The organism is Pseudodesulfovibrio halophilus DSM 5663 (assembly GCF_059568665.1).
Genome location: NZ_JCANTV010000009.1, coordinates 389721 through 415160 on the forward strand (window position 1 = coordinate 389721; position 25440 = coordinate 415160).

The 25440-nt window shown below is 62.2% G+C and carries 24 protein-coding genes; 13 read left to right on the forward strand and 11 right to left on the reverse strand.

Going from position 1 to position 25440, the window contains the following annotated elements; genetic code table 11:
* The first annotated feature begins 2 nt into the window (after positions 1 to 2).
* The 11 genes from BR24_RS06620 (at position 3) to BR24_RS06670 (ending at position 13153) form a co-directional block, all read left to right on the forward strand.
* Complete coding sequence (locus tag BR24_RS06620) at positions 3 to 989, forward strand: GNAT family N-acetyltransferase (protein ID WP_496540705.1); 987 nt, start codon at positions 3 to 5, stop codon at positions 987 to 989.
* Positions 986 to 2410 (forward strand): B12-binding domain-containing radical SAM protein, encoded by a 1425-nt coding sequence (locus BR24_RS06625; RefSeq protein ID WP_496540706.1) that lies wholly within the window; start codon positions 986 to 988, stop codon positions 2408 to 2410. The genes BR24_RS06620 and BR24_RS06625 overlap by 4 nt, the downstream gene beginning before the upstream one ends.
* 226 nt (positions 2411 to 2636) lie before the next feature.
* Positions 2637 to 3938, forward strand: a complete 1302-nt coding sequence (locus BR24_RS06630; RefSeq protein WP_496540707.1) for a hypothetical protein — start codon at positions 2637 to 2639, stop codon at positions 3936 to 3938.
* 10 nt (positions 3939 to 3948) lie between these two features.
* Complete coding sequence (locus tag BR24_RS06635; protein ID WP_496540708.1) at positions 3949 to 4260, forward strand: hypothetical protein; 312 nt, start codon at positions 3949 to 3951, stop codon at positions 4258 to 4260.
* A gap of 307 nt (positions 4261 to 4567) precedes the next feature.
* Positions 4568 to 5596, forward strand: coding sequence for a hypothetical protein (locus BR24_RS06640; protein WP_496540709.1), 1029 nt, complete (start codon positions 4568 to 4570; stop codon positions 5594 to 5596).
* On the forward strand, positions 5596 to 7530 hold the full coding sequence (locus BR24_RS06645) for a glycosyltransferase (RefSeq protein ID WP_496540710.1): 1935 nt from the start codon (positions 5596 to 5598) through the stop codon (positions 7528 to 7530). The genes BR24_RS06640 and BR24_RS06645 overlap by 1 nt, the downstream gene beginning before the upstream one ends.
* Positions 7527 to 8669: a glycosyltransferase gene (locus BR24_RS06650; protein WP_496540711.1), complete on the forward strand. Its 1143-nt coding sequence runs from the start codon at positions 7527 to 7529 to the stop codon at positions 8667 to 8669. The genes BR24_RS06645 and BR24_RS06650 overlap by 4 nt, the downstream gene beginning before the upstream one ends.
* A complete protein-coding gene (gene galE, locus BR24_RS06655) occupies positions 8662 to 9639 on the forward strand; it encodes a UDP-glucose 4-epimerase GalE (protein WP_496540712.1) in 978 nt (325 codons plus the stop codon). Before BR24_RS06650 ends, galE begins: the two co-directional genes overlap by 8 nt.
* A complete protein-coding gene (locus BR24_RS06660; protein ID WP_496540713.1) occupies positions 9632 to 10567 on the forward strand; it encodes a glycosyltransferase family 2 protein in 936 nt (311 codons plus the stop codon). Before galE ends, BR24_RS06660 begins: the two co-directional genes overlap by 8 nt.
* A gap of 3 nt (positions 10568 to 10570) precedes the next feature.
* Positions 10571 to 12019 (forward strand): class I SAM-dependent methyltransferase, encoded by a 1449-nt coding sequence (locus tag BR24_RS06665; protein WP_496540714.1) that lies wholly within the window; start codon positions 10571 to 10573, stop codon positions 12017 to 12019.
* 63 nt (positions 12020 to 12082) lie between these two features.
* Complete coding sequence (locus BR24_RS06670) at positions 12083 to 13153, forward strand: radical SAM protein (RefSeq protein ID WP_496540715.1); 1071 nt, start codon at positions 12083 to 12085, stop codon at positions 13151 to 13153.
* Here BR24_RS06670 and BR24_RS06675 read toward each other — a convergent pair.
* Both BR24_RS06675 and BR24_RS06680 read right to left on the reverse strand, forming a co-directional pair.
* On the reverse strand, positions 13150 to 14961 hold the full coding sequence (locus BR24_RS06675) for a 6-hydroxymethylpterin diphosphokinase MptE-like protein (RefSeq protein ID WP_496540716.1): 1812 nt from the start codon (positions 14959 to 14961) through the stop codon (positions 13150 to 13152). The two genes, BR24_RS06670 and BR24_RS06675, sit on opposite strands and share 4 nt — an antisense overlap.
* Positions 14954 to 16540, reverse strand: coding sequence for a Gfo/Idh/MocA family oxidoreductase (locus BR24_RS06680; RefSeq protein ID WP_496540717.1), 1587 nt, complete (start codon positions 16538 to 16540; stop codon positions 14954 to 14956). The genes BR24_RS06675 and BR24_RS06680 overlap by 8 nt, the downstream gene beginning before the upstream one ends.
* A gap of 204 nt (positions 16541 to 16744) precedes the next feature.
* On the opposite strand from BR24_RS06680, the gene BR24_RS06685 reads away from it, so the two are divergent.
* Complete coding sequence (locus tag BR24_RS06685; RefSeq protein WP_496540718.1) at positions 16745 to 18403, forward strand: NAD+ synthase; 1659 nt, start codon at positions 16745 to 16747, stop codon at positions 18401 to 18403.
* 29 nt (positions 18404 to 18432) lie between these two features.
* Here the strand turns inward: BR24_RS06685 and BR24_RS06690 are convergent, their stop codons facing one another.
* Complete coding sequence (locus BR24_RS06690) at positions 18433 to 19608, reverse strand: methyltransferase domain-containing protein (protein WP_496540719.1); 1176 nt, start codon at positions 19606 to 19608, stop codon at positions 18433 to 18435.
* 236 nt (positions 19609 to 19844) lie between these two features.
* Between BR24_RS06690 and BR24_RS06695 the strand changes: the two genes are divergently transcribed.
* On the forward strand, positions 19845 to 20267 hold the full coding sequence (locus BR24_RS06695; protein ID WP_496540720.1) for a DUF4079 family protein: 423 nt from the start codon (positions 19845 to 19847) through the stop codon (positions 20265 to 20267).
* Positions 20268 to 20444: 177 nt separating this feature from the next.
* Here the strand turns inward: BR24_RS06695 and fliQ are convergent, their stop codons facing one another.
* The 8 genes from fliQ to BR24_RS06735 all read right to left on the reverse strand — a co-directional run bounded on the left by fliQ (position 20445) and on the right by BR24_RS06735 (position 25425).
* Positions 20445 to 20714 carry a flagellar biosynthesis protein FliQ gene (gene fliQ / locus BR24_RS06700; RefSeq protein WP_496540721.1) on the reverse strand — a complete coding sequence of 90 codons (270 nt, stop codon included), beginning with the start codon at positions 20712 to 20714 and terminating at the stop codon, positions 20445 to 20447.
* Between the two features lie 38 nt (positions 20715 to 20752).
* Positions 20753 to 21412: a flagellar type III secretion system pore protein FliP gene (gene fliP, locus BR24_RS06705; RefSeq protein WP_496540762.1), complete on the reverse strand. Its 660-nt coding sequence runs from the start codon at positions 21410 to 21412 to the stop codon at positions 20753 to 20755.
* Positions 21413 to 21506: 94 nt separating this feature from the next.
* Positions 21507 to 21881, reverse strand: a complete 375-nt coding sequence (gene fliO / locus BR24_RS06710) for a flagellar biosynthetic protein FliO (RefSeq protein ID WP_496540763.1) — start codon at positions 21879 to 21881, stop codon at positions 21507 to 21509.
* Between the two features lies 1 nt (position 21882).
* Complete coding sequence (gene fliN / locus BR24_RS06715; protein WP_496540764.1) at positions 21883 to 22410, reverse strand: flagellar motor switch protein FliN; 528 nt, start codon at positions 22408 to 22410, stop codon at positions 21883 to 21885.
* Positions 22411 to 22488: 78 nt separating this feature from the next.
* On the reverse strand, positions 22489 to 22977 hold the full coding sequence (locus BR24_RS06720) for a flagellar basal body-associated FliL family protein (protein WP_496540722.1): 489 nt from the start codon (positions 22975 to 22977) through the stop codon (positions 22489 to 22491).
* 97 nt (positions 22978 to 23074) lie between these two features.
* Complete coding sequence (locus BR24_RS06725; protein ID WP_496540723.1) at positions 23075 to 23797, reverse strand: OmpA/MotB family protein; 723 nt, start codon at positions 23795 to 23797, stop codon at positions 23075 to 23077.
* Between the two features lie 2 nt (positions 23798 to 23799).
* A complete protein-coding gene (locus BR24_RS06730; RefSeq protein ID WP_496540724.1) occupies positions 23800 to 24624 on the reverse strand; it encodes an OmpA/MotB family protein in 825 nt (274 codons plus the stop codon).
* A gap of 39 nt (positions 24625 to 24663) precedes the next feature.
* A complete protein-coding gene (locus BR24_RS06735; protein WP_496540725.1) occupies positions 24664 to 25425 on the reverse strand; it encodes a motility protein A in 762 nt (253 codons plus the stop codon).
* Between the last annotated feature and the right edge of the window lie 15 nt (positions 25426 to 25440).

The following is a 25440-nucleotide window of genomic DNA, read 5'->3' on the forward strand; positions in this document are numbered from 1 at the left end:
TCATGAACAGCTTAACCGTCAGCCCTCTTCTTCCGTCTGAGTTCGAGGAATGGAACGCGTTCGTTGAAAACTCCGACAACGGAACGCTCTTCCACAGGACCGATTTTCTCGCCTACCACGGCAACGTCGAAGGGAGAAACGACATCGTGGTTAGGCAGGGGAGCAGAATCGTCGGAATCATGACATACCGGACCGAAAACACGGATACCGGCAGCGTGGCTGTTTCGCCGTGGGGAGCCAGCTTCGGCGGGCTCGTAACGACAAGCACCCGCGCAAAAGACCTTGAACCTGTCTGCGCGACTCTTCACGAACACTTTCAACGTCAGGGCATTGATCGTCTCGTCGTGTCCCAGCCTCCAGCGTGCTACTCCCGAACGCAGGGCGTGGCTCAGGAGTATTTCCTGCTGCACTCTTTCCCGGCATTCAGGGTTTTCCCGCCCCGGGTCACCTCTGTAGTGAATCTGACTGCTCCCCGGCCCTTATCAACCAACATGAAGCGAAACGCCGCCCACGCACGCAAGTCCGGAGTGCGCGTCACTCCTGACGGCTCTCATGAAGCGTTTTACGACCTTCTGCTCGCAACCCTTCAGGAAAAACACGGAAGCCGGCCGACACATTCGAGAGAGGAGTTTCTTTACCTTGCGCAGTCCCTGCCCGGAAACGTGCGCGTCTTCCTTGCCGAACTGGAAAAAGCGCCCCAGGCGGGGGTCCTCGTGCTGGAAAACGCATCTCCCTGCGTCTTTGCGTTTTATAACGCACACGACCATTCAAACGGTGTGCGCGGTTCGCTGGCCCTACTGTTCCGAAAAATCTTCGAATACTACTCTGACCGCGGAAAACTGTACTGCGATCTCGGCGCCTCCAGCCGGGCGGACGCACCTTTACGCCACGGCCTGCTTCGCTTCAAGGAAGGACTGGGAAGCACTCTTTTTTACAGAAATACCTTTGAACTCCGAATCAACCCGGACCGCACGGAGCCATCCGCATGAACGTACTCATCCTGATACCGCCAAAAGTGGACGGCCAATGGGTCGCCCGGGAGGACAAGCATATAGGCGCGAGCCCCAAGGTCATCATCCCGAGGACCTCGCAGACACTGGCAGCCCTTCTTGAGCAGGAACTTCCCGATGTCCGCATCACCGCGCTCGACGCCCAGCTGGAGGACATGGATGACGAGGCCGTGCGGACATACTGCGATGAGACATCGCCCGACCTGATTATCACCTACCTTTCCGCACTGCACATTCCGAACGACCGCCACTGCGCCGAACTGGACCACCCCACGCTAGGCATCATCCTTCATCAGAACGTAGACCATCTGGAAGCGGCGGAACTCTATGACCTCCGCACCCCCTACCTCTGTAAAAACGAAATTGAATTCTCTGTATGCCACGCCGTCCGGGAGTTCCGCGACACTGGCCGCATCCGGATGACTCCGGGTTTTCTCGTTCGGGAAAAGAACGGATGGAGAGACACCGGAACACCGGCCTGGGAAGACATGGACAACCTGCCGTTGCCCCACAGCAAACACTTCGACCCGCAACGATACATTGCTAAACGGGAGAAAATTCCGGGCATTTCCCATCCCAGGGCTTTCAACCTCAACACCTCGCGCGGCTGCCTTTTCAACTGCCTTTTCTGCTGTCAGTCGAATCAGGGCCGGCCGGTGCGCATGCAGTCTCCCCAAAAGGTGTTTGAAACCATCGCCTTCTACAAAAAGCGGTACGGCATCGATTTCTTCGCCTTCGTTGACAACGAATTCGCCATCAACATGAAGCGCGCCAAAAGCATCTGTCGATTACTGGCGCAGGCCGAACTCGGAATCAGCTTCTGTGTGCAGAACAGGGTCGAACTTTTCGATGACGAGCTTCTTGAACTTCTGCGTGATGCGGGCTGTATCGACGTTCGCCTCGGAATCGAAACATGTGACCCTAAGACTCAGAAATATATTAACAAGGAATGCAATCTCAAACAGACCGAAGCCCTGTGCGAACGCATCCGGGCACTCGGCATGACGGTGCACATCTACATGACGCCGGGCATCCCGGGAGAAAACGTCAAAACACTCTGGAAAAATGCCGGTTTTCTGGCCCGCGTCGACCCGGACACATACTCTTCCGGCCCCCTCTTCCTGATGCCAGGCTCTCTCTTCTACAAAAGGCTCAAGGAGAAGAATCAGCTCCAAGACACGGACTGGAGCAACTACCTCAACCACAAGGCTTTCCCCCAGGGGCCCTACAGAAACAGACGCGACATGCTCTTTGCGAAAAAAGTCATGCATCTATTCTATGTGGTGCGCCGGCTCGGTTACCGAATCACCTCACGGCGGATCAACCGCAAGGACTGGGTGGATGCAGGGAAGTTCCTTCGCTATTTCCTCCTGCGCGTACTCTTGAAGGGAGAGCGCTAGGATGTTCTCCACACCGGTCATTCTCTTTCTGGCCCTTTGTTTGCGCATTCTTTTTTGGGCCTCTCCCTCCACCGATGATCAAGTGCACCTCTGGAACATCCGGCTGAGAAAACGGCTCGGGGACATGAAATCGCACACGCCGATCGACTCGATCCTACCCGGCAAGAGGGGCTACCCAACGCTTTCGCACCACCTTGTCGCGTTCTTTCCTGAAAAGTCCTGGCGCATGGCGGGAAAGGCACTCAACGTATTGTATGACCTCATTCTCGTCCTCGGCGCTTTTGCAGCTGGAGAATACTGCTTCCCCGACGCATCGGGACTGCTAAGCCCCGGCGAAACTGCGGCTCTGCTAGTCGGCACCTCGCCGATCCTTCTTCCGATCACCTCCCGCATCAAGTCGCTGGGCGGTCGTACGCTGGGCAATCTTCAGGTCTCGGGCTATCTGCTCTTCCTGTGGCTCGGCATGAACGGGCACCCCGTCACGGGCATCCTGGGCGCTGCCGCCATGGCAGTCCTTTGCGTCCTGACATCAAAATTCGCCGTGCAGTTCATTATATTCACGACGCCGTTCATCGCGCTGCTGACCATGAACCCCTACCCCCTGATGGTTCTGGCCGCGGCGGCCGTCGGGGCCATAACAATCCCCGGACTGGGCCTGCGGGACGTCCTTTCCTTCATGTACGCTCACTCCACATGGTACGTCAGAAACATCCACACGGGGACCACCGGCTCGGCACGCAACCGACTCAAAGACCTCCTTGCGCTGCCCAAGCTGGCCCGGGCGAACATCGACATCTTCTTCGGCGTGCTCATGCGCCGATGCAGTTATTCCATCGCGCTTTATTCGTTCCCTCTTTTCTGGGTCGTGCTTCTGTGGAGCTTTGACGCCCCCGGCGGAGACAGTTTCATGCACTTCTCTGCCCACGTCGTTTTCGCGGGGACCTTCGTCTTCCTGATCACTTCACTGCGTCCGTTCCTTTTCCTCGGACAGGCAGAACGGTATTTCGAATACACCGTTCCCTATGCCGCCATTGTTAGCATAGACGCCCTGCAACAGGGGCTCTTGAGTGAAAAAGCCGTGCTGCTGCTGGTGCTCTTGCAAATCTGCTTTTCGCTCATCAACGCCATTTATTCCAATTACTCTCTGGTACGAAACGCCCTGAAGAAGACCACAGAAAAGGGAGTCCAAGATTTTCTTGTCCGCAACAACAGTCTGCGCGTTCTGACAATCCCGACCAAGCAGGCTTTCGAGTTTTCTGACCAGTCCGGGAAAAACAAATACTACTACAGGGCCATCAACACGCCGAAGAACGGCCTTAAGTACAAGGAAAACGACTATGCATGGTTTGAAATGCCGCGACCGGACCTCGACCACTTCCTAAACGCCTACGGCATCGACACCGTCGTGGCCGACAAGACATTTCTCCCCAAGGCCGCCGAGCAAGGTATACACTACCCTCTGGATCGCTACGAAACCGTTTATGAGGACGACCGACACATCGTCGTAAGTCTTGATCACAAACAATAGGAACTCGTCCATGCAATCCATCTCTCTGCAGCAGCCGTACGAGGAACTCACGGATCTGGAATGCCTGCTCAACGACGCCCCTCGCCGTATGGAGCTGGCGCAGGAGTACGACCCGTCCGAATCACTCGACACAGACATTTTTCCTGACGTGGACGTGCTGCCTTTCGATAAACTGAAAAACGCACACAAGGGCATCGTGGTGGCAGTCAACGTCTCCCTACTCTGTACATGGAGGACAACGGCATCAACGGCCCCCCCGGTAACGGTCAGTCGTATCAGCACACCAGACTGCACCATGCGCCCGAAGACGACCAGACGCTGAACATGTTCCACCGTTTCAATATGTTCGACTTCAGTCCCGGGCAAGCACTAAACATGCAGACGCACTTTTTCGACACGATGAAAGCGTTGCTGTTGACTGACATGAGCGCCCCTTCCCATGACAACCGGACTGATTGCTCCAAGGGAGACGGATAATTTTAACCCTTATGATGCGGCATCAACCGCATACACATGATTTTTGCATGATGAATGCTGTTCGTTAGCGGCAGACAAAAAAGCGACACGACTTGGCAAACGATTCCAGACTCCGCACCATTTCATGCGAGACAGTCACCTGAGGAGCCTTTATGACATCAGAAACATATACAAAGCTATCCCCCCTGCTTATCACCGGCGGTCTGCAACGCCCGGAGGCCGAGGCCATGGCCTCCACGTCCGGCAACCACTACTACCGGGCAAGGCTCTCCAGATTGGACTGGCCCGACAAGTCGGAAACCGTGCTCATGGACTACGAGACGCCGGAGGGCGCCCGCCCGGACGACACCCCCGGCATCCGGTTCACCGCCATGACGCTCAAGGGCGATCGCCTCTACCTCTGCACGGGCACCGAGGTGCTGGTATACTCGTGGCCGGAGCTCGAACAGCTGCAGTACTCCACGCATCCTCATTTTCACGACATTCACCACGTCGCCCCGATGAACGGGGGCGTGACCGTGGCGTCCACGGGCCTCGACATGGTGATAGACCTTGACGAAACCCTCGCGCCGAAACGGTACCTCAACACCGTCTCCGACGATCCGTGGTTCAAGTACGACCCGGCATCCGACTGGCGCAAGGTTCACACCACCCAGCCGCACGACGCCCACCCGAACTTCCTGCTGTCCATGAACGGCGAGCCGTGGGTAACGCGCGGATACCAGAGCGACGTCATGCGGCTGACAGACCGGCGGGCCGTCCCCCTGTCCGACAAGCGCGTTCACGACGGACACGTGGTCGGCGACCACGCCTTTTTCACCAGCGTGGACGGCAAGATCATCGTGCTCAACACCGCCACGCTCGCCATCGACGAGGTGATCGACCTCATGGCCGTGGAAGAGACCGACCTCCCGCTGGGCTGGTGCCGCGGACTGCACGTGGAGGGAGACGTGGCCTACGTTGGCTTCACCACGCTTCGAACCACCAAGTGGAAGGACAACGTGGAGCACTTCCTCAACTCCAGAACCGGCCAATACACGCGCGTCCTGCCTTCGAGGGTCGCGGCCTACGATCTGAGACGGCGCATCAAGCTCGACGAGTACGTCATCCCCCGCGAATCCATCGGCGCAGTGTTCGACGTGGTGGCGATCCCCGACAGGCTCGAAGAGGACCTCGACTGATGCGCGTCACCTTTTGCGCATACGACCGCCCCGGCTACGTGGGCGGCCCCAACGCGGGGCTGATGCGGCTGCTGCCCGCGCTCAAGGCACGGGGCCTGCGGCCGGAATGTCTGCTGCTCACTTTCGGAGACGAGGGGCAATGCCCCGCCATGCGCACTCTGCGGGAGAACGACATCCCCTTCCAGCACGCTCCGTATCACCCTACCACGCAGCAGCGGGTACGCTGGCTGCTGGAGGCCGCATCACGACGTAGGCCCGACGTGTTCGTGCCCAACCTCATGCCCGCGGCCTATTTTACGGCGGCGCACCTGAAAAAGCGCGGCATCCCGTCCATCGGCGTCATGCGCTCGGACGACGACTTTCATCATCAGCTCGAAGAGCTTTTCATCACGGGTCGCGACCGGGACCGCGTGGACCACTGGGTCTGCGTTTCCGAATACCTCCGCGATCGCATCAGCCCCCATGTCAGCCGGGCCGAGGCCATTCCCTCGAGCTGCGACCACTGCGGCGCGGCTTCGCGCAGCGGGTTGCCGGGACCTACGGAAGGACAGCCGCTCAAGATCGTCTACTCGGGACGACTGGTGGAACGTCAGAAGCGCATTTCCACGCTCACCGAAGCCCTGTGCCGACTCACCCGGCGGCGAGATGATGTACAGGCCGCCATCGTGGGCGACGGACCGGACCGCGAGCGCGTGGAGGCTGTCCTGCGCCGATACCCGGACGCCGCTGTCACGCTGCATCCGCCCGTGAACAGCGCCTGTATTCAGGACGTGCTGCGAGAGCATCACGCCGCGATACTGGCTTCGGAATACGAAGGACTTCCGCTCTGCCTGCTGGAGGCCATGGACGCGGGACTCGTGCCGCTGGCGACGCCCACGCGAAGCGGCATCCCGGAACTCGTCGAGGACGGCAAAACCGGGTTCCTGCTCCGGGACCTCGACGCGGACCTCGACCGGGCCGTGGATGCGCTGAGGACACCCGGCACCTTCGAGCGCATCTCCACCGCCGCAACCGAACTCGTCCGCTCGCGCTATTCGCCCGAGACATGTGCGGATAACTGGGCCGAACTGATCCGCGACGCGGGCAGCTCCGCGACACCCAAACGCATACGTATGCCCCTGCGGCTGGACCTGCCCGCCAACAACGGCCTACGAGAAGACGACCGCGCCACGCCGCTTGAGGACGTGCGCACGACTCTCGCAAGCCTCTTCGCGCGCGGGCACCATCCCTTCGTGAATCCCCGCTGTCTGCCGCGCTTCGCCGATCTCTACACGGTGCGCAAACGCATCCTTGGCGCGGTGCAGGACATCCTGCCATTGGCCAAGGGCCGCGTGGTGGACATCGGCGCGGGTAGCGCTCCGTATCGCAATCTCTTTCTCGACGCCCCGGACGTTTCAGGCTACCTCGCGGTGGATTTCGACTGCGGTCCCTACGACGCCCCGGACATGGCATGGGACGGCTGCCGCTTGCCCTTAGATGACGCCTCTGCCGGAACCGTGGTGCTCACCGAGGTGCTGGAACACTGCGAGGACGCGGCCGCCGTGCTGCGCGAGGCGCGCCGCATTCTGGAGCCGGGCGGCCTGCTTTTTCTGACCGTGCCGTTCCTGTGGCCCCTGCACGACGTGCCGCAGGATGTCTGCCGCTACACGCCTTGGACACTGGAAAAACTGCTCGCCGAGGCGGGTTTCACTGATGCGCGCGTTCGCCCGCTGGGCGGCTTCGACGCGGCCATGGCCCAGATGCTCGGCCTCTACGTCCGGCGCAGGTCACGCCGCCCGATCTTCACCCGCATCGCACGCCCCCTGCTCTCGATGCTCGCCGCCCCGGCGGTCAAGGCGCTGAACGCCATGGACAAACCGAAAGACGATTTCCGCGAGGGGCTCATGATCACCGGCCTGTACGCCACCGCGCGAAAACAAGGAGGAGACGGATGACCGCACCGCAGCGCATCTGCATCATCCACCCCAACCCGGGCCCGGCGTGCGAGACCTTCATCAGGGCGCACACCGAGCGCCTGCGCGCTGTGGCGGAAGTCCTGTACGGCGGGCACATGCCGCTTTTCCGGCAGGACGACTCCTCGCTGCACCCGAATCTTCCCGCCGATGCCGCCCGGTTGTTCTCGCCTTCCGGTGCTGTGGAAAACGAAGTGCACGAGCAGGCAGCGGCGACCATGGCCGACTTTCTGCGCAATAACGGCATCGACGCGGTGCTGGCGGAATACGGTCCCACCGGCGTGGCCATGCTGGAGCCGTGCAGGCGCGCCGGTGTCCCGCTGGTGACACACTTTCACGGCTTCGACGCCTCGCTCAAGCCGGTGCTCGCGAAATACCGCGAGGGCTACGCCAGGCTTTTCGAGCAAGCCGCCGCCATCGTGGGCGTTTCACTGGAAATGCGGCGCGACCTGCTGCATCTGGGCGCGCCTGAGGACCGGCTGCACGTCAATCCCTACGGAGTGGACGCGTCGCTGTTCGACAGCGCAACTCCGGCCGACGCTGCTCCGCGCTTCATCTCGGTGGGCCGTTTCGTGGACAAGAAAGCTCCCGAGACCGTGATCTGCGCCTTTTCCGAAGTGGCAAGGTCGATTCCCGAGGCCAGCCTGCTCATGATCGGCGACGGGGTATTGCGCGAGAGCGCCATGCGGCTGGCCCGCAACCTCGGTCTTTCGGACCGCATCGACTTTCCCGGCAGCCTGCCGCACGAAGAAGTGGCGGAGGCCATGCGCGCGGCGCGGTGCTTCGTGCAGCACTCGGTCACGCCGGAAACCGGCGACAAGGAAGGCACGCCCAACTCGGTTCTTGAGGCTTCGGCCTCGGGCCTGCCCGTGGTCAGCACCCGGCACGCAGGCATCCGGGAGGCGGTGGTGCACGAGACCACCGGCCTGCTCTGCGAGGAAGGCGAGCTGGACGTCATGACGGAGAACATGCTGCGCATGGCCCGCAACCCGCAGCTTGCGGCTCGTTACGGCCAAGCCGGACGCGAGCACGTCCGCGCCAACTACGACTTTGCAACACAGCTGGGACGGCTGGACGCCATTATGGCCGAAGCGGCCCGCTCCGGAGGCGCGCATGGGTGAACGCATACTGGTGACCGGGGGAGCCGGCTACATCGGCAGCCACGCCTGCAAGGCGCTGGCACGGCAGGGGCATGAGCCCGTCACGCTCGACAGCCTGATCCATGGGCACGAGGACGCCGTAAAATGGGGTCCGCTGGTCAGGGCCGACATCCTCGACCGCGACGCGCTGGACCGGTGCTTCCGCGAATACCGACCGGACGCGGTCATGCACTTCGCGGCCTTCGCCTATGTGGGTGAATCGGTCCGCGAACCCGCCAAGTATTACCGCAACAACGTGGCCGGGTCCCTGAACCTGCTCGAAGCCATGCGGGAGCACGACTGCGGCCGGATCATCTTTTCCAGCACCTGCTCGGTCTACGGCTCGCCCAAGCGCCTGCCGCTGGACGAGACCCACGAGGTGGCGCCCATCAATCCGTATGGCGCGAGCAAGCTGATGATCGAACGGATCATGGGCGACTTCGGCACCGCCTACGGACTGGAGTCCGTGGCCCTGCGATATTTCAACGCCGCCGGGGCGGACCCGGACGGCGAACTGGGCGAGCGGCACGATCCGGAGACGCACCTGATCCCCCTCGCTCTCGGGGCCGCCATGGATCCGGCGCGGGAGCTGACGGTTTTCGGCACGGACCACGACACCCCGGACGGCACCTGCGTGCGGGACTACGTCCACGTCACGGACCTCGCCGAGGCGCACGCGCTGGCGCTGGACCTGCTGCGACGCGAGGGCGGCAATCACGCCCTGAACCTCGGTTGCGGGAACGGGTACTCCGTGTTGGAGGTCATCGAGACCGCAGGACGCGTCGCGGGGAGCCCCGTGGCGTGGAAAGCCGGTCCGGTGCGCGAAGGCGACCCCTCGAAACTGGTGGCAGACGCACGACTGGCGACCCGGCGACTCGGCTGGAAGCCCCGGTACCAGAACCTCGAACTCATGATCCGCCATGCGGGCGACTGGATGCGAACCCATGACTGAGAGCGCACTTTATCCCAACCGGCTGCACGTGGTCATCCCGTGCCGCAACTGTGAAGCCTACATCGGCGAATGCCTCGACTCCCTGCAACGGCAGACCTTCGGCGACTGGACCGCACTGGTGGCCGACGACGCCTCGGACGACGGCACCGCCGCCGCCGTGCACGCCTACACGCGAGAGGATGCGAGAATCTCCCTGCGTCAGGGCGAGCAGCGCAAGTGGCTCATGGGCAACACGCTGGCGGCCCTGCGCTCCCTCGCCCCGGCTCCGTCGGACGTAGTGGCCATTCTGGACGGCGACGACTGGCTTTTGCCCGAATGCCTCGACAAGATCATGCGCGCACATCGGGAAGGGTTCGACCTCGTGTACACGGACGAGGAAATCGACGGCGGCGGACACTCCATCGCCGCGCCGCTCATCCCGTCCGCCCCCGTGCGCAAACAGTCGTGGCGATTCTCCCAGCTGCGAACCTTCAAGGGGTATCTGTTCTCGCAGCTTTCGGACGAGACCTTCCGCGACCGCGACGGGAACTACTTCCGCGCGGCGGGCGATCTGGCCCTGTATCTGCCCATGGCGGAGCTGGCCGGGCCGGAAAAGGTCCGCTACATCCCGGAAAAGCTCTACCACTACCGCGTGCACGAGCAGTGCAACTTCAAGGTCATGCGCGACGAGCAGCTTCGCAATAACTGGGACATCCGCAACCGCCCGCCTCTTGAGCGACAGACCGACTATTTCGATGTAACCGAGGAAATCCGCGGGCTGGACAAGAGCCGCCTGCCGTTCATCGGCCCGGAGGCCCGTGCCCGGCATCCACGCCCGCTGACCGTGAACATCCGCCACATCATCCCCCGCGAGGAAGCGGACGCGTGGCGGCCCTATCACGGCCTGTGGATCGAGGACGGGGTGTTTCTTTCCGGAGAACAGGAGTAGCCCATGAACCGCGCAAACACGGCTATTCTGCTGGCCCGCCCCATGGACCACAGCGACCCGCTCCTGACGCCCACCGGAGACGGATTCGCCGTGGACACGGTGCTGGGCGAGCTACTCCGGCTCGGCGTGTTCGACGAAGTCGTCATCTCCGTACCGGACGAGACCCCGGATGCGGTTCGCACAGCACTGGCCGGGATGAAACACGCAAGCACGGTAGTCAGCCGCCACGCCACGCCGCAGACACGGCTTCTCAGACATATGGAGCGGCACGACCTCGCCACCGCGACGGTGCTGCCCTCCTACAGCGTGCTCATGGACGCCCCCGCCATCCGCAACGGACTCGAAGCCGTGCGCAACGGTCGCGCCGATCTGTACCATCCGGGCGACGTCATCGCGCCTAAGTTTTTCGCGGTTCTGAACCGCAAGACGGCCGAGGTGCTCCACGAAAACCATCGCACGCCTCTGCCGCCGTTCGTGTTTGCGCAAAAGGCGCAGCAGGCCAGCGGGCTGATGATCGAGGCCGAGCCGGACATGGAAAGCCCGCGCGAGCGTTTCCTGTGGGAGCTGCTGTTCGCGGGCGAACGAAACGCCGTGCCGCAGGCCGTGGCCGAGGCATTCCTGAACGCGTTCACCGGCAATGACCGGCTTGCGCGTGAATCCTTCGACACATTCATTCAACAGCGCTACGGCCTGCACTCTCCCGAACTGCTGGACGAGGCCCTGCGGCTGATGAGTCCGTACGACCCCAGCCTGCGCATCGCCATGCAGATCAATCAGGCCAGACGTCTTTGCGCGCATTTGCCGCAGCGGCGGCACGCATCGCTCGAAGTGGGCCACGGCAAGACCCCGCTCACCTCGCTGCTGCTGGCGCACGTTTTCGACGAAGTCCACGGTGCGGACGTGTATAAACATTCCGAACAGGGCTATGCGGACAGTCTTGCCTTCCTTCGGCTGCTCGCCAAATCCGGCGTGGCTCCCATGCCCGGCGATGCGGTCCGGCACAGGGCCGAGACATTCGGCGAACGGAGCCGATTCCATCACGGGGAACTACAGGCCATGCCGCTGGAGCAGGAAAGCATAGACTTCTGCCATTCCCGAATGGTGCTGGAGCACGTGATGGACATGCCGGGACTGGCGGCCTACCTGCGGCGCACCATGCGACCGGGCGGCGTCATGATCCACGAGATAGGTCTTCAGGACCATGACGACCTCTCCCACATCAACTTTGAATTTCTCAGCCATGAGCCGAGCCGGTGGCAGGCCATGAAGCGCGGCACGAACCTGTGGCGGATAAACGACATCGCGGAAATGTTCGCATCCGAAGGGTTCGACGTGTCCGTCATCGAACGGGACGTGCGGCCCGTGCCGCCGAAGCGCCTTCACGAACACTGGAAGAATTACCGCGACCAGGACCTCTACTGTTACAGGGCGGTCCTCAAGGCCGTCAGGTAGACCGCAACAGCAATCCGGCCCGAGGAACGGGCCCGAAAACGAGTCAGGCCAAGGAGATCAGCCATGGACCTCGCCAGAGTCACCGCAATCAACGACCAGCTCAACGACCGCTATGTGGCCGAGAACCGGCACGAGGACGTCGTCACCTACCCCAAGCTGATTACCCTGACCACCACCATGCGCTGCAACTACCGTTGCTGGATGTGCTACCAGCAGCATTTCAAGGGCGACATGGACTGGAACATCGTGGAGCGGCTGCGGCACGTGCTGCCCTTCGTCAAGACGGTGCAGGCCTTCGGCGGCGAACCCCTGCTGTATGGAAGACTGGAAGAGCTGTGCGAGCTCTCCCGTGAGAACCGCTGCGAGCTGGAGATGATCACCAACGGCTCCATGCTGGACGAGCGGCGGCGGTCCATGTTCGTGGACAACGAGACCTCGCTGATCAAGGTCAGCCTCGAGGCCGCCACGCAGCAGACCTACGAATCCATCCGCGGCGGCGACCTTTTCGCCACGCTGGGCAATCTCAAGGCGCTGGCAGACGAGCGTTCCAGAAAGGGGCGGAACAAGCCGCAGCTGCAGATCAACTTCGTGGCCATGGAGCGCAACATCCGTGAGCTGCCGGACCTCGTGCGGCTGGCGGCGGATCACGGCGTGGATCGCGTGCTGGTGCTGTTCATGAACGCCCAGAACCGCGAGGAGCTGGCCCGCGAATCCCTCTTCCTGCATCAGAACCTGAGCGACGAATGCATGGCCGCCGCGCTGGACGCCGGAAAACGCCACGGCGTGGACGTGACCGTGCCGGGCTTTTTCGGCACGCCTCCGGCAAGTTTCAGTGAGGCCGAGGTGGATCACACCTGCCACAGCCCGTGGAAGAACTGCCTTATCGACATGGAGGGCAACGTGCGCTTCTGCTGCGGCAGCACCCCGCCGCTTGGCAATATTCTGGAAACGGATTTTGACGAGATGTGGTTCGGAGAAACGGTCAAACCCTTCCGCAAGACGGTAAACACCGAAAAGCAGCCCAAGAGCTGCCGGACCTGCCGGGTGAAGTCCCGCAACATCAACGACCCGTTCTTCCACATCCGCGACCGCGAACTGGCCGAACGGCTCATGGCGGAAAAGGGACTGCCCTAGCCGCGCTCGCGGGCCGCGTCGCAGGCACGGCGGGCCTTGCCGAGCGCCATAAGGAAGGTCTTGGCCATGCGCTCCACGTGGCGGAAATAATAGCGCAGGCCCTCGGCCTGTTGCTGCGGATCGCGCGATTCGAACACTTCCGCGTGGAAATGACGCGAATCGAACCCGTCGAACCGCTCCACCATGTTGCTGATGTTGGAGCCGTCCATCTGTTCCAGCACAGCCGCGCCCTTGGCCAGCAATGAGGCGTCGTCCGCCTGCCGCAGCTGCTTGGATGCATCCGCGATCTGCTTCCACAGGGACAGGTCACGCTCGATGAACGTCGTGCAGCCCCGCAGGTTCACCCTCGGTTCCGAGGCCGAGAAGAGCCTGCTGAAACGCGAGCCGATGCTCCTGCGCTCCAGCGCCGGAGCCGGATCGTACGCGATGCCTTTACCGAAGAGCAGGCTCCCTTCCGACGTATTCACGCACTCGATGCCCGAGGTGCGGATTTCCTCGCACAGCCAGAGGGCCGCGTCGCGAAAATTCGGCGTGGAGTAGACGGTCCTGCCGTCGGGCAGTTCCACCGGACAGAGCTGTGGATGGCGGTTGATGAGCTCGCGAGCGCCAGTATCGCGGGAGTCATGATGAACCGTGCCCTTGGCGTAGCTCAGACTCCACGGGTTGTCGGACCCCAGGCGCGCCCCCACCAGCACGGTCCTAGCGCAGCCCATGTGCCTCGCCAGCGAGAACGCGGTGGAGATCACCGAGCCGTGCAGCCGCAGCATGGGGCGCTCGGGAAAGACTTCCGGCATGAAAGAGCCGAACAGATATTTCTGGCGAAAACGGTCGCCCCCGAGGTCCGAGAGGCAGTGCCCCACGAGGATGGTTCCCGGAGACTGGGGGATGCGGCGGAAGACCTCGCCCGAGGCCAGCGAGTTGTCGTTGATGATCACGAAGTGCGGGCGCACGTCCGCTTCCAGCAGCGGCTTGACCGCGTTGTTCACGCAGATGATCACGGCCCGGTCCGCGTTCTCGCGGATGAAGTCGATCTTCTCGCTCAGGTCCGGTCCCGCCGCCACCAGTATGGCGGTCTCGTCGGAGAAGGCGTTGCGCAGGGCGTCCATGCCCGGACGTTTCAGGAATTCCGGGATGTTCTCGTAGGCGTGCAGCTGCTGGTCGTACATCATGCCCCGCGTGATGCTGCGGATGGGCACGGACTTGAGCAGGCGCTGGTTGCACACCTTGTAGATCACGTGGCGGTAGAAGAGTATCTCCACGTAGTCGATCACGCTGCGGATCCATTGCGGGCAGGCTTCGCGCAGGGACTCGCAGATGTGAAAGACCGGAAAGCCCATGGTGAAGAGCTTTTCCGGCAGCAGCTCCTGAAGCGGCGGGGAAAAAGCGTAGACGTCGCCGCTGAAAAAGATCAGCCCCTTGCCCACCAGCTCTTTCACGCCCCGGCTTTCGGCAAGCTGCGCGATGCGCTCTTCATCCGGGTCGAAGACCAAGACCACGTTGGTTCCGCCCTCGCAAAGGGTGTCGAACTCCTTGCTCGGTACCGCGCCGAGAACCACGTGCAGCCGTGTGAACGCCTGTGCACGCTCCACGGAGCATCCCTCGGGCAGAAAGTCGTACACCGCCTGCTCTGAGCCGGAAAACGGGCGCTGATACTGGGGACGCTCGAACGCCCACAGCGGCGTGTGGTCCGAAACAACGTGGCGCGGCGTATCCTCACGGGCGGGCTCGGCAGCGCACTCGTCCACCCTGCCGCCCCGGAACAGGGCCCCGAGTTCGGTCAGGGCCGCCAGTCTCGGATTCTCACTCATGGATATTGTTTTCCTCCTGCGGCACCAGCCCGTTTTCGCCCTCGGTGTGCCGGATGCCGCAGACCGGGCAGCACAGCTCGTCGTCAAGCCGTTCGGCGCAGCGGCAGACCCAGCCGGAGACCCGCGCCGGATTGCCGAGAACCAGCGCGTGGTCGGGAACGCTTCTGGTTACCACGGCCCCCGCGCCAACAAAGGCGTTCCGGCCGATGGTCACGCCGCAGACCACGGTGCAGTTCGCACCGAGCGTCGCACCGGTGCGCACCAAGGTCTCGCGCACCTGATCCATGCGCGGGGTGTGCGACCTCGGATTGTGCACGTTGGTAAAAACCATGGACGGCCCGCAGAAGACATCTTCCTCAAGCGTTACGCCCTTGTAGACGGAAACATTGTTCTGAATCTTGCAGCCGTCACCCACGCTCACGTCCGGGCCGATCACCACGTTCTGGCCAACCTTGCAGTTGCGCCCCAGCTCAGTGCCGGGAAGCAGGTGCGAAAAATGCCAGATCGAGGCCCCCTTGCCCACCTGAACGCCTGCATCCACCACGGCGGAGGGATGCACGAAGCAGTCGTCATCCGCGCAGGACCTGTCGAACACTTCCAGCGAGACCGGCTGGCGGGTGTCCATGGATCGCTGGCTGGCCTTGAGCACGCGCAGCACGCGCACCCCCTCGTCACCGTCGGTTCTGGGGACCGCACCGTCGCGGATGCATTCCAGAAAATGCAGGCATTCCTGCCTGAGCGGTTCCTCCGGCTCCACGGCGATGTTCTGTCCATCGGCCTTGTCCGGTACCGGGACCGCGCCTTCCCAGCGGATGGCGTGGGGATACAGCATCAGTTTGCTCTCCCACGGCTGCCCGTCGTCGAAGACCAACATGCCGCGGTCGCCCACCACGACCAGCTTCTGCTCCTTGAAGGGATGCAGCCACGACACGAAAAAATGCGCCTGCGCGCCGGACGGGAACCGCAGCATGGAGACCGTCACGTCGGCGATTTTGCTGTGCAGATAGCAACCACCCTGACACAACACTTCCTCCGGTTCCTCCTGCATGAGCGAGAGGACCATGGACACGTCGTGCGGGGCAAAGGACCACAGGCTGTTTTCCTGACGCCGGATCATGCCGAGGTTGAGGCGGTTGGAGTAGACGTAGTCGATGCGACCAAGCTCGCCCGAGCGGGCCATCGCAAGCGTCTTGAGAAATGCGGGATGATACTGGAGCAGGTGGCCCACCATGAGCACGAGTCCCTTGTCGCGCGCCAGCCGCGTCAGATCGCGGGCCTCGGCCACGTCGAGCGCCAGCGGCTTTTCCACGAACACGTGCTTGCCCGCGAGCAGCGCCTCGCGAGCTATGGCTGCGTGCGTCTCCGCCGGTGTGGCGATGACCACGGCATCCACCGAGGGCTTGCGAAGCACGTGGTTCAGGGCCACCGAGGTTTCCACGCCGGGATACTGTTCGGCAAATGTATTCAGGGCTTCCTCGTTGGCATCGCAGATGACGTCAAGGGCGCCGAGAGAGTGAAAATTGCGTACGAGGTTCTTGCCCCAGTGCCCGGCGCCGATGACCGCAACCGAAATGTCCATGTCGTTTTTCCGCCTTCCTCTCGCGAACCTTGGGGGGGTCCGCCGTGTCATAATTCCGTCGCCGCTGCCGTTGCGAGCAGTGATGCAAAAGGCTTACCGAATGTGGCGCAACGCTCCCCTGATAGACCATGCTCCCGGTTTTCGCAATTGGTCCGCACGCTTTCGGATATTGCCCGCTTGCACGCTTTGGCGTATTGAGGGCCCATGAAAATCGGCATGCTGCAACTCAATCCGGTGGTGGGGGATCTTGAAGGCAACTCGCGCATGATCGCGGAAGCCGTGCGCGACGCCGCGCAACAGGGCGCGGACTTCTGCATGACCTCGGAGCTGGCCCTGACGGGCTATCCCCCGCGCGACCTGCTGCTGTACAGCGGCTTCGTGAAACAGGCCGCCGAGGCTGCCGAGGAGCTGGCCCGGGAGCTGGCCGACGCCCCGCCGTTCCTGCTCGGCAACATCTGCGAGAACGCCCTCGGAGAAGGCAAGCCCGTCTTCAACTGCGCCCAGTGGTGCCGCAACGGCGAGGTGGAGCGCACCTTCCGCAAGACGCTCCTGCCGACCTACGACGTCTTTGACGAGGCGCGCTACTTCGAGCCGAACCCCGAGTTCACCCCCGAATCGTCCATCCTCGAATTTCAGGGCAGAACCTTTGCCGTGAGCATCTGCGAGGATGCCTGGAACGACAAGGACTTCTGGGATACCCGCAGCTACAGGCGCGACCCGCTTGAGGAAGCCGCCGCGCAGAAACCCTCGTGCATCCTGAACCTCTCCGCTTCGCCCCTGTCCCTGAGAAAGCAGCGGCTGCGCGAGCGCATGTTGAGCGCCGTGGCCAAGAAATTCGGCGTGCCGCTGATCTACACGAATCAGGTGGGGGGCAACGACGACCTCATCTTCGACGGCCGCTCCAGCCTCTTCGACGCCGACGGGACCCTCTGCGCCCGCGCGCCCGGTTTCGAGCGGAGCGTGTTCGTGGTGGATATCGACACGCCCGGACAGGACGCGGTGAGTGAGGACAGCTTCGACACCGAACCGGAGGCATGGCGCAGCCTCGTGCTCGGCACGCGCGACTACGTGCGGAAAAGCCGCTTTTCCAAGGTCCTGCTGGGGCTCTCCGGCGGCATCGACTCGGCCCTCACCGCGGCCATCGCCGTGGAAGCCCTTGGTGCGGAGAACGTGTTGGGCGTGCTCATGCCTTCGCCCTACTCCAGCAGGGGCAGCGTCGATGACTCGGTGAGTCTTGCGGAAAAGCTGGGCATCAAGACCCTGACCCTGCCCATCGAGCCGATCATGCAGGAATACTCCAAGACGCTTGCCGAGCCGTTCAAGGGCTACGGCATGGATACGACCGAGGAGAACATCCAGTCCCGCATCCGGGGCAACCTGCTCATGGCGCTCTCCAACAAGTACGGAGCGCTGCTGCTGACCACCGGCAACAAGAGCGAACTGGCCGTGGGCTACTGCACCATCTACGGCGACATGTCCGGCGGCTACGCCGTCATCTCGGACGTGAACAAGACGCTCGTTTTCGCCCTGTGCCGCTGGCACAACCGCAACGTGCGCGACGCCATCCCTGAGGAGATCATCTCCAAGCCGCCCAGCGCCGAGCTCCGCCCGGACCAGAAGGACGAGGACTCCCTGCCGCCCTACGAAGTGCTGGACGCCATACTGGAGCTGCATGTGGAAAAACACCTGACCGGGCCCGAGATCGTGGAACGCGGCTTTGCCGCGGATACGGTGGCGCAGGTGCTTCGGCTGGTGGCGGGCGCGGAATTCAAACGCTGGCAGGCCGCGCCGGGCATCAAGCTCACCCCGCGCTCCTTCGGCACGGGCTGGCGCATGCCGCTGGCCTGTCGCAGACCGCTGTAGTCTCTTGCGGTCCGTTGCGGACCGACGGCCTACTTTTTCACGAAATGGAAGAGATACCGCTGCCCTATGAACTTGTCCGGGCGGTGGGATTTGACGGTCTTGCGCATGGTGAAGCCCAGCGGTTTGAGCACGCTCACGATACGCTTGATCTGCGTCTCCCCGATCTCCATGACCAGCTCCTTCGAGACCTCGCCCATGGCGGTGACGAAGCCTTCAAGGTCTTTCACCCAGTGCAGCATGTTCATGGCCATCATGATGTCGCACTCCGGCAGCGGGTCCCTGTTCACATCGCAGATGCGAAACTCCGCCACCGAGTCACGAACGCCGGCAAGATACTCGGCCACGCTCACGGAACTGGGGTTGAGTTCCAGCCCGACTACTTCCGACGCGCCGCACTCCTCCACTTTGAACGAGAAATAGCCGTGCATGGACCCGAGGTCCACCACGCGCTTTCCGCTGAAATCCACGCCGAGCATGGACACGTTCTTCCATGACCTGTCCGAACGGGTCATGCCGCTGATGATGCGTTTCCCGTCCACCTCGATGGTCTGGTAGAACGGCGTATAGGTCTCGGAGTCGGCCACTTTCTTGATCACCTCGGCGTACTCGAGGGGCAGCGAGGGGTGGTGCGCTTCGGCGTTGGTCCGGGCCCACTCCATGATGGCCTCCGGGCTCTCCACCACTTCGAAGCCCTCCGGGTCCGGCATGGTGTTCAGGTCGAACTCGCGGGCGATGTTGTCGCCCTTGCGCTCTTCCGGGGAACGGTGCGCGTTGTCCTTGATGTACTTTTTCATGCGCTGAATTTCGCGCAGCTTGTAGTATTTGTAGTGGGTCTCCCGGTCGGGGGACAGGGAGAAGCCCTTGATGACGGCGTACTCCCCGTAATAGTTCATGGCGTTGTTCAAAAACGTGTGCAGGATGTACGGAAAACGGATGCGTTCGCCCTCGAACACGATGTTCTGATACCGGTTGCCCTTGAGAATGTCGCGGAAGATGTCGGCGTAGGCCTTCTGGTTTTCGGCGGTGTGCATGTTCACCTGCGCCAGTTCGATGCCGAGCTGCTCACAGACCTGCCCGTTGATGCCGTCGAGCCAGATGTGAAGGTATCCCAGCTCGTCCGCCAGTTGCTTGGCAACGGTGGTTTTCCCTGCGGCGCGAGGGCCGGTAAGGCAAATGATCTTGGGGCTGTGGGTGTATTCCGTCATGTGATCGTCCGAGGTTTTGGACACGGCCTCATCCGCCGCGTCCTATTGTCCGGGCTCGTGCCGCGGAAAAAATGACATCCCGCATGTCCACAAAGCAAAAGATGCGCCAAAGCTCGCCCCGCGGCGTTCGCCCGGCTCGGCTTTTCCGCAATGCATTCCGCCGGCCCCCTTGAATCTCGTGCGGATTCGGCTATGGTGTTCCAAAGTCCGCGAATCTCTGGCTCAGGAGCAGAACCATGCTGTACTTCCATCCCGTCTTTCAGGCCGTGGCCACCCTGCTGGCGCTCTATGCGCTGACACTTGGGTTCCGCCGGTTCCAGTTCAACCACCTGAAGAAGCGCGTCGCCTTCAATTGGAAGCGTCACGTGCTCGTGGGTCGCCTTGCGCTGGGCATGTGGATGCTCGGCATGGTGGGCGGGCTGATGATGGCCCGGATATTCTGGTCCACCACCCTGCTCACCGGTCTGCACTGGCAGGTGGCCTTCTGGATGCTGCCACTCATCCTGTTCGGGTTCGCCACGGGTGAGGTCATGAACCGCCTCAAGGAACCCCGGAAGGTGCTGCCGCTGCTCCACGGGCTCAACAATCTGGTCCTGATCTGCCTCGCCCTGTTCCAGTTCTACACAGGCTGGCACGTGCTGAAGGACTTCGTGCTCTGATTTTCGCCTTTCTTGACCTGAATCAAGGACTGCATCCCTTTTCTTGGGCATGGTGTAGGCGAACCTCACCTCCATAGATAGGGAACAGTCACCTCCTAAAACGACGGGAGCGCTCCGAGCATCGGGGCGCTCCCGTCATTTTCGGCGCGGGCCGAAAAAACGATGCCGACGCCCACGTCAGCGGATATACGTGGGAAGGTTGAGAAACACGTTGGTGGTGTATGTCACCATCCTGTCCATGATCCATGGGAACGACACAAGCAGCACCAGAAAGATGGCGATGATCTTGGGCACAATGGTCAGGGTCATCTCCTGAATCTGCGTGGCTGCCTGAAAGATACTGATGATGATGCCGACCGCCATCCCCACGCCGAGCATGGGCAGGGCGATGGTCAGGGTCAGCTCGATGGCCTCTCTTGCAAAGCCGATGACGAATTCCGGTGTCATGGACGCACCTCTCCCCCGGTTTGCCTATTTTCCGCGCGTCACTGGAAGGTGTTGACCAGCGAACCCACCACGAGGTTCCAGCCGTCCACCAGAATGAACAGCAGAATCTTGAACGGTAGCGAAACCATCACCGGCGGCAGCATCATCATGCCCATGGAAAGCAGCACGCTCGCCACCACCATGTCCAGAATCAGGAACGGGATGTAGATGAGAAAGCCGATGGTGAAGCCGGTCTTGAGCTCGCTGATGGTGTAGGCCGCAACCAGCAGGATGGTGGAGACCTCTTCCTTGTTCTGCGGCCGTTCCGCTCCCGTGATGGAATAGAAAATCGAAAGGTCCTTTTCCCGCGTGTGCTTGAACATGAACTGGCGCGGCGGTTGCTGCGCCCGTTCCAGCGCCTGATCGAAGGTGATTTCCTCCGCCAGATACGGTTGCAGGGCCTGATTGTTCATGTCCTTGCCCACCGGATACATGATCACGAAGGTCATGAAGATGGCAAGGCTCGCCAGCACCTGGTTGGGCGGCATCTGCTGCGTGCCCATGGCCTGACGCAGGAAGTGAAAGACGATGATGATGCGCGTGAACGAGGTCATGGTCAGCAGGATGGCCGGGGCCATGCTGAGCACGGTGAGCAGAAACAGTATCTCAAGCAGCGCGGAGACTTCGCTCGGTTCGGCCTGTCCGGCCGCGAGCTGCATGGAGAGCCTCGGAATGCTCGGTTCCTGCGCGAACGACACCAGCGGCAGCAGCACGCAGGCCGCCGACGCAAGCAGAAGGCCCCACCCGAGGAGGCTAGTCGTCTTCCGAGACACTTTCAGCAAGGGCTTCCTCGAAATCGCTCAGGTTCTTCCGGTCCAGATCGGCCAGCATGTTGATGTGCTGGGCCGTCGCTCCCACCAGAAAACGGCGCTTGCCGTAACGCACCACGCAGACCGTCTGATGGTTGCCGAGCATCACCCGCTCTTCCACCTTCAGGTCGCCGCGTCCCCCGGTGCCGATCCCGGCAGGGGCGAAACGCTTCACCAGCCAGTACGCCGCATAGATGAGCAGCAGCACGAAACACAGCCAGCCCAGCGTGCTGAACACGGAGATGCCCGTGTCGAACACCGGCCCCTGTGTCGCGGTGCCGTTGGCGACCGCCGACGTGGCGTTGGCTGCGGAGGCCATATCAGCCAAGCTGCTTGACCCGCTCGATGGGGCTGATGATGTCCGTCAGCCGGATACCGAACTTCTCGTTGATGACCACGGCCTCGCCGCGCGCCACCAGCTTGCCGTTGACGTAGATTTCAAGCGGCTCACCGGCCAGTTTGTTCAGCTCCACCACGGACCCCTGACCCAGCTGCAGCAGCTCGTTGATGAGCAGCTTGGTGCGACCGAGCTCGGCGGAGACGTCCAGCGGGATGTCGAGGATGAAGTCAAGATCGCGCTTGGAGCCGTCCCCGGCGCTGCTCTTGGCCTCGCCGGTCATGTCGGTGAACTGGTAGTCGTGCGCCTGCGTGGAGAGGTACTCCTGCTCCTTCTCGTTGCGCACTTCGTCGTGCTCCTCGCTGGCGAGCGCGCTGGCCCACTCGTCGGCAAGCGCCTGATCGCCGCTCGCCGCGGCTTCCGCTCCGTCGCCGGCGTCATCGTCGGTATCGAAGTCGTCGCTGAGCGCTGCGGCCCATTCTTCGGCCAGCTTGTCTTGTTCGTCAGCCATTTCCACACCTTCCTTGATGTTGTACAGGTTCGCGCGTCCGGTTTTCGACACGCCGAAGGTGGTTAAGCAAAATCCGTGCTACTGGATCACCATCTCGGTAATGTAGACCCTGAGGACGCTGCCGTTCCCAAGCACCTGATTGAGCCTGTCGGCTATCTGGTTCTTGAGTTCTATCTTGTCCTGAAGGGTCGAAAGCTCTTCGTACCTCTTGCTGGAGAGAAGCAGCAGCATGCTGTCCTTGATCTTGGCCTGATTGGTCTCGAGCTCCTCGAGGACCTTCTCGTCGCGCACCTCCACCTCCACACCGAGCTTGAGATAGCGACGGCCCAGCGGGTCGGCGAGGTTTACGAGAAAGACGGGGAGCGGCTTGAGGATGCCCTCCTGCGGCACCTCTCCTGCGGACTGCTCGGAGGCGGTCTCTTCGGCGGCAGGTTCCTCGGGAGCCATGAACTTCATATAGGCAAAGTAGCCGCCAGCGCCGAGAGCCAACAGCAGCACGGCGATGATGATCCACTTGAGCTTTCCGCCTTTCTTCTTCTCTTCTTGCGGGAGTTCTTCTTCAGCCACGGTTCACCTGTCCTTATTATCGTTGGTCATGCCTTTTCTAGCCCGAAAACGCGCCGATTACCAGAGGGGAGAGCGTCTGTGCAAAGTCCGGGCCCGGCTAGGGGTATCCGCCGATGGGCCGCTGGGTCTTGAGCAGAATCTCCACGCGCCGGTTTCGGCTTCTGGCCTCGGGCGAATCGCCCGCGACCGCAGGGCGGGAGTCGCCGTAGGCCGAGAGCAGGAGCCGGTCGGCGGAGAGTCCGGCCTCCCGCAGGAAGGCCAGCACCGCGATGGCGCGCTCCTTGGAGACCTGCCACGGGTCTGGCGCGTCGTCCACGGCGTCCGCATACCCGGCCACGTCCACCGGGGCGCTCGTGGCGGTCATGATGGGCACCAGCGCGTCCAGCAGCGAACGCCCCGCGTCGGAAAGCCTCGTCCCGCCCGGCTCGAACAGCAGCCGGTCCGTAAAGACGAGCCCCACGCCGTCCCACTTGCTCAACACGGTGAGGTTTTTCTCAAGCTCCTGTCGGTTGATCTCCGGCGGCAGCACCTCGTCCGGGAACAGCAGGTCCTTGAGCCGGTTCTGCTTCTCCAGCACTTCCCACGGCTTCTCCATGAGCTCCGCGACCAGCCGCTCCTTCGCGCTCACCCGCCCGGAACCTCGGGCGCTGAGCAGACCGAGGTCCGCCTGCGTCACGGTCACGGTGGTCAACAGGGTGTTGTCCATGCTGGACATGGTCAGCAAGAGCACGAAAAAGGTCAGCAGCAGCGTCACCAGATCGGAAAACGTCACCAGCCACAACGCCATGGGCTCGCAGGCTTTCTTTTTCTTTCTGGCCATGGCTACCGCTCCTCCAGCTCTTCATCGACGTCGAAAATGAAGCCGTCGATCTCCACGGTGCCGTCGTCGACCTCCTGCTCGGGCGGCAGGTCGGCGTCCAGCTCCCGCGCGGAGTTGTCGCTGCGCTTGTCGAGAACGATGTCCACCCTGCGGTTGGCCTGACGGCCTTCGGGCGTGGCGTTGCCGTAGCGGGGCTTGTAGCGGCCGTAGCCTTCCACGCGCATCATGTCCGCGGGCACGTCCTCGTCGAGAAAGAATCGGTAGACCGCCAGCGCGCGGTTCAGGCTCAGTCGCCACGAAGGATCGGGGATCTCCTGCTCGAGCGAGGGAGTATAATTGAAACCCTCCTCGTCGCGCATCTCCGAGGTGTGCCCGGCGATGAGCACGGGCCAGCGCAGATTGCGCAGCACCGGGGTCGCCACGGTGAGAATCTCCATGCCGCGCCGCGAGAGCCGGACCTCGCCGGGCGCGAAGAGTACGTCGGCGTTGATGGAGAGCACCTGCACGAACTTGCTGGACTGGAAGCTCAGGTCGTTCCGCACGTCCTCCCAGAGCAAGGGCTTGAGCGGTTCAAGGTCGCCGGAGTCGATGGGTCCCGGCTCGACGGTGCGCTTGGTGTCCTCTTTGGAATAGAGTTCGTAGCTCTGTTCGTGAAAGCCGAAGGTGCCGACGATGGAGCCGAGCACAACGAGCTTGCGGCGTTCGTCGATGCGGGCCATGGAGACGAGCAGCACGAAGAAGGTCAGCATGAGCGTCATCACGTCGGTGAACGTGATGAGCCAGGGCGGCATGGTTTCGCATTCCTGCTTCTTCTCTTTCTTTGCCATGGGGCTTCGTCGTCCCTTGTGCGCCCGGCGGACCGTGGGCTAATCCGAGGCCGCCCTGTCCTTGGGCGGCAGGAAGCTGTTGAGCTTCTCCTCGATGATGCGCGGGTTCTCGCCCTTGGAGATGGCGAGGATTCCTTCCAGAATCATTTCGCGGATCAGGATCTCCTCCTTGCTCCTGGCCTTGAGCTTGCCCGCCATGGGGTTGAACACGAGGTTGGCGAGAATCGCGCCGTACAGCGTGGTCAGAAGGGCCACGGCCATGGCCGGACCAATGGTGGAGGGGTCGCTCATGGTCTGCAGCATCTGCACCAGACCGATGACGGTACCGATCATGCCCATGGCCGGAGCCATGGTGCCCATGATGGCCACGACACCCGCGCCCAGCTCGTGACGCTCCTCAAGGTAGGATATCTCGGTTTCCAGAATTTCCTGAATGACCTGAGGCTCCAGTCCGTCAACGGTCAGCTGCAACCCCTTCTTCATGTATTCGTCGTCGATCTCCTTGATCAGCGGCTCGAGGGACAGGATGCCTTCGCGGCGGGCGCGGTTGGCGTAGTCCTTGAAACGCTCGATGATGGAGGCCGGGGTGTCGATGCTGGAAAAGAAGGTGTTCTTGATGACCCCGATGACCCCGATGACGTAGCTCAACGGGTAGTTGACCAAGGTGGCCCCGATGGTCCCGCCCAGCACGATGAGGGCCGACGGTACGCTGATGAAGGTGATCAGGCTGCCGCCGGTCAGGATGGCCGCGACCACCAGACCGAATGAGAGCACCAGACCTATGACAGTTGCCAGATCCATCCCGAATCCCCGGTT

Bases quoted from the DNA above. Each gene is read 5' to 3' on its own strand.
- BR24_RS06620 (WP_496540705.1), top strand. From the start codon at position 3: ATGAACAGCTTAACCGTCAGCCCTCTTCTTCCGTCTGAGTTCGAGGAA.
- BR24_RS06625 (WP_496540706.1), top strand. From the start codon at position 986: ATGAACGTACTCATCCTGATACCGCCAAAAGTGGACGGCCAATGGGTC.
- BR24_RS06630 (WP_496540707.1), top strand. From the start codon at position 2,637: ATGGCGGGAAAGGCACTCAACGTATTGTATGACCTCATTCTCGTCCTC.
- BR24_RS06635 (WP_496540708.1), top strand. From the start codon at position 3,949: ATGCAATCCATCTCTCTGCAGCAGCCGTACGAGGAACTCACGGATCTG.
- BR24_RS06640 (WP_496540709.1), top strand. From the start codon at position 4,568: ATGACATCAGAAACATATACAAAGCTATCCCCCCTGCTTATCACCGGC.
- BR24_RS06645 (WP_496540710.1), top strand. From the start codon at position 5,596: ATGCGCGTCACCTTTTGCGCATACGACCGCCCCGGCTACGTGGGCGGC.
- BR24_RS06650 (WP_496540711.1), top strand. From the start codon at position 7,527: ATGACCGCACCGCAGCGCATCTGCATCATCCACCCCAACCCGGGCCCG.
- galE (WP_496540712.1), top strand. From the start codon at position 8,662: ATGGGTGAACGCATACTGGTGACCGGGGGAGCCGGCTACATCGGCAGC.
- BR24_RS06660 (WP_496540713.1), top strand. From the start codon at position 9,632: ATGACTGAGAGCGCACTTTATCCCAACCGGCTGCACGTGGTCATCCCG.
- BR24_RS06665 (WP_496540714.1), top strand. From the start codon at position 10,571: ATGAACCGCGCAAACACGGCTATTCTGCTGGCCCGCCCCATGGACCAC.
- BR24_RS06670 (WP_496540715.1), top strand. From the start codon at position 12,083: ATGGACCTCGCCAGAGTCACCGCAATCAACGACCAGCTCAACGACCGC.
- BR24_RS06675 (WP_496540716.1), bottom strand. From the start codon at position 14,961: ATGAGTGAGAATCCGAGACTGGCGGCCCTGACCGAACTCGGGGCCCTG.
- BR24_RS06680 (WP_496540717.1), bottom strand. From the start codon at position 16,540: ATGGACATTTCGGTTGCGGTCATCGGCGCCGGGCACTGGGGCAAGAAC.
- BR24_RS06685 (WP_496540718.1), top strand. From the start codon at position 16,745: ATGAAAATCGGCATGCTGCAACTCAATCCGGTGGTGGGGGATCTTGAA.
- BR24_RS06690 (WP_496540719.1), bottom strand. From the start codon at position 19,608: ATGACGGAATACACCCACAGCCCCAAGATCATTTGCCTTACCGGCCCT.
- BR24_RS06695 (WP_496540720.1), top strand. From the start codon at position 19,845: ATGCTGTACTTCCATCCCGTCTTTCAGGCCGTGGCCACCCTGCTGGCG.
- fliQ (WP_496540721.1), bottom strand. From the start codon at position 20,714: ATGACACCGGAATTCGTCATCGGCTTTGCAAGAGAGGCCATCGAGCTG.
- fliP (WP_496540762.1), bottom strand. From the start codon at position 21,412: ATGCAGCTCGCGGCCGGACAGGCCGAACCGAGCGAAGTCTCCGCGCTG.
- fliO (WP_496540763.1), bottom strand. From the start codon at position 21,881: ATGGCCTCCGCAGCCAACGCCACGTCGGCGGTCGCCAACGGCACCGCG.
- fliN (WP_496540764.1), bottom strand. From the start codon at position 22,410: ATGGCTGACGAACAAGACAAGCTGGCCGAAGAATGGGCCGCAGCGCTC.
- BR24_RS06725 (WP_496540723.1), bottom strand. From the start codon at position 23,797: ATGGCCAGAAAGAAAAAGAAAGCCTGCGAGCCCATGGCGTTGTGGCTG.
- BR24_RS06730 (WP_496540724.1), bottom strand. From the start codon at position 24,624: ATGGCAAAGAAAGAGAAGAAGCAGGAATGCGAAACCATGCCGCCCTGG.
- BR24_RS06735 (WP_496540725.1), bottom strand. From the start codon at position 25,425: ATGGATCTGGCAACTGTCATAGGTCTGGTGCTCTCATTCGGTCTGGTG.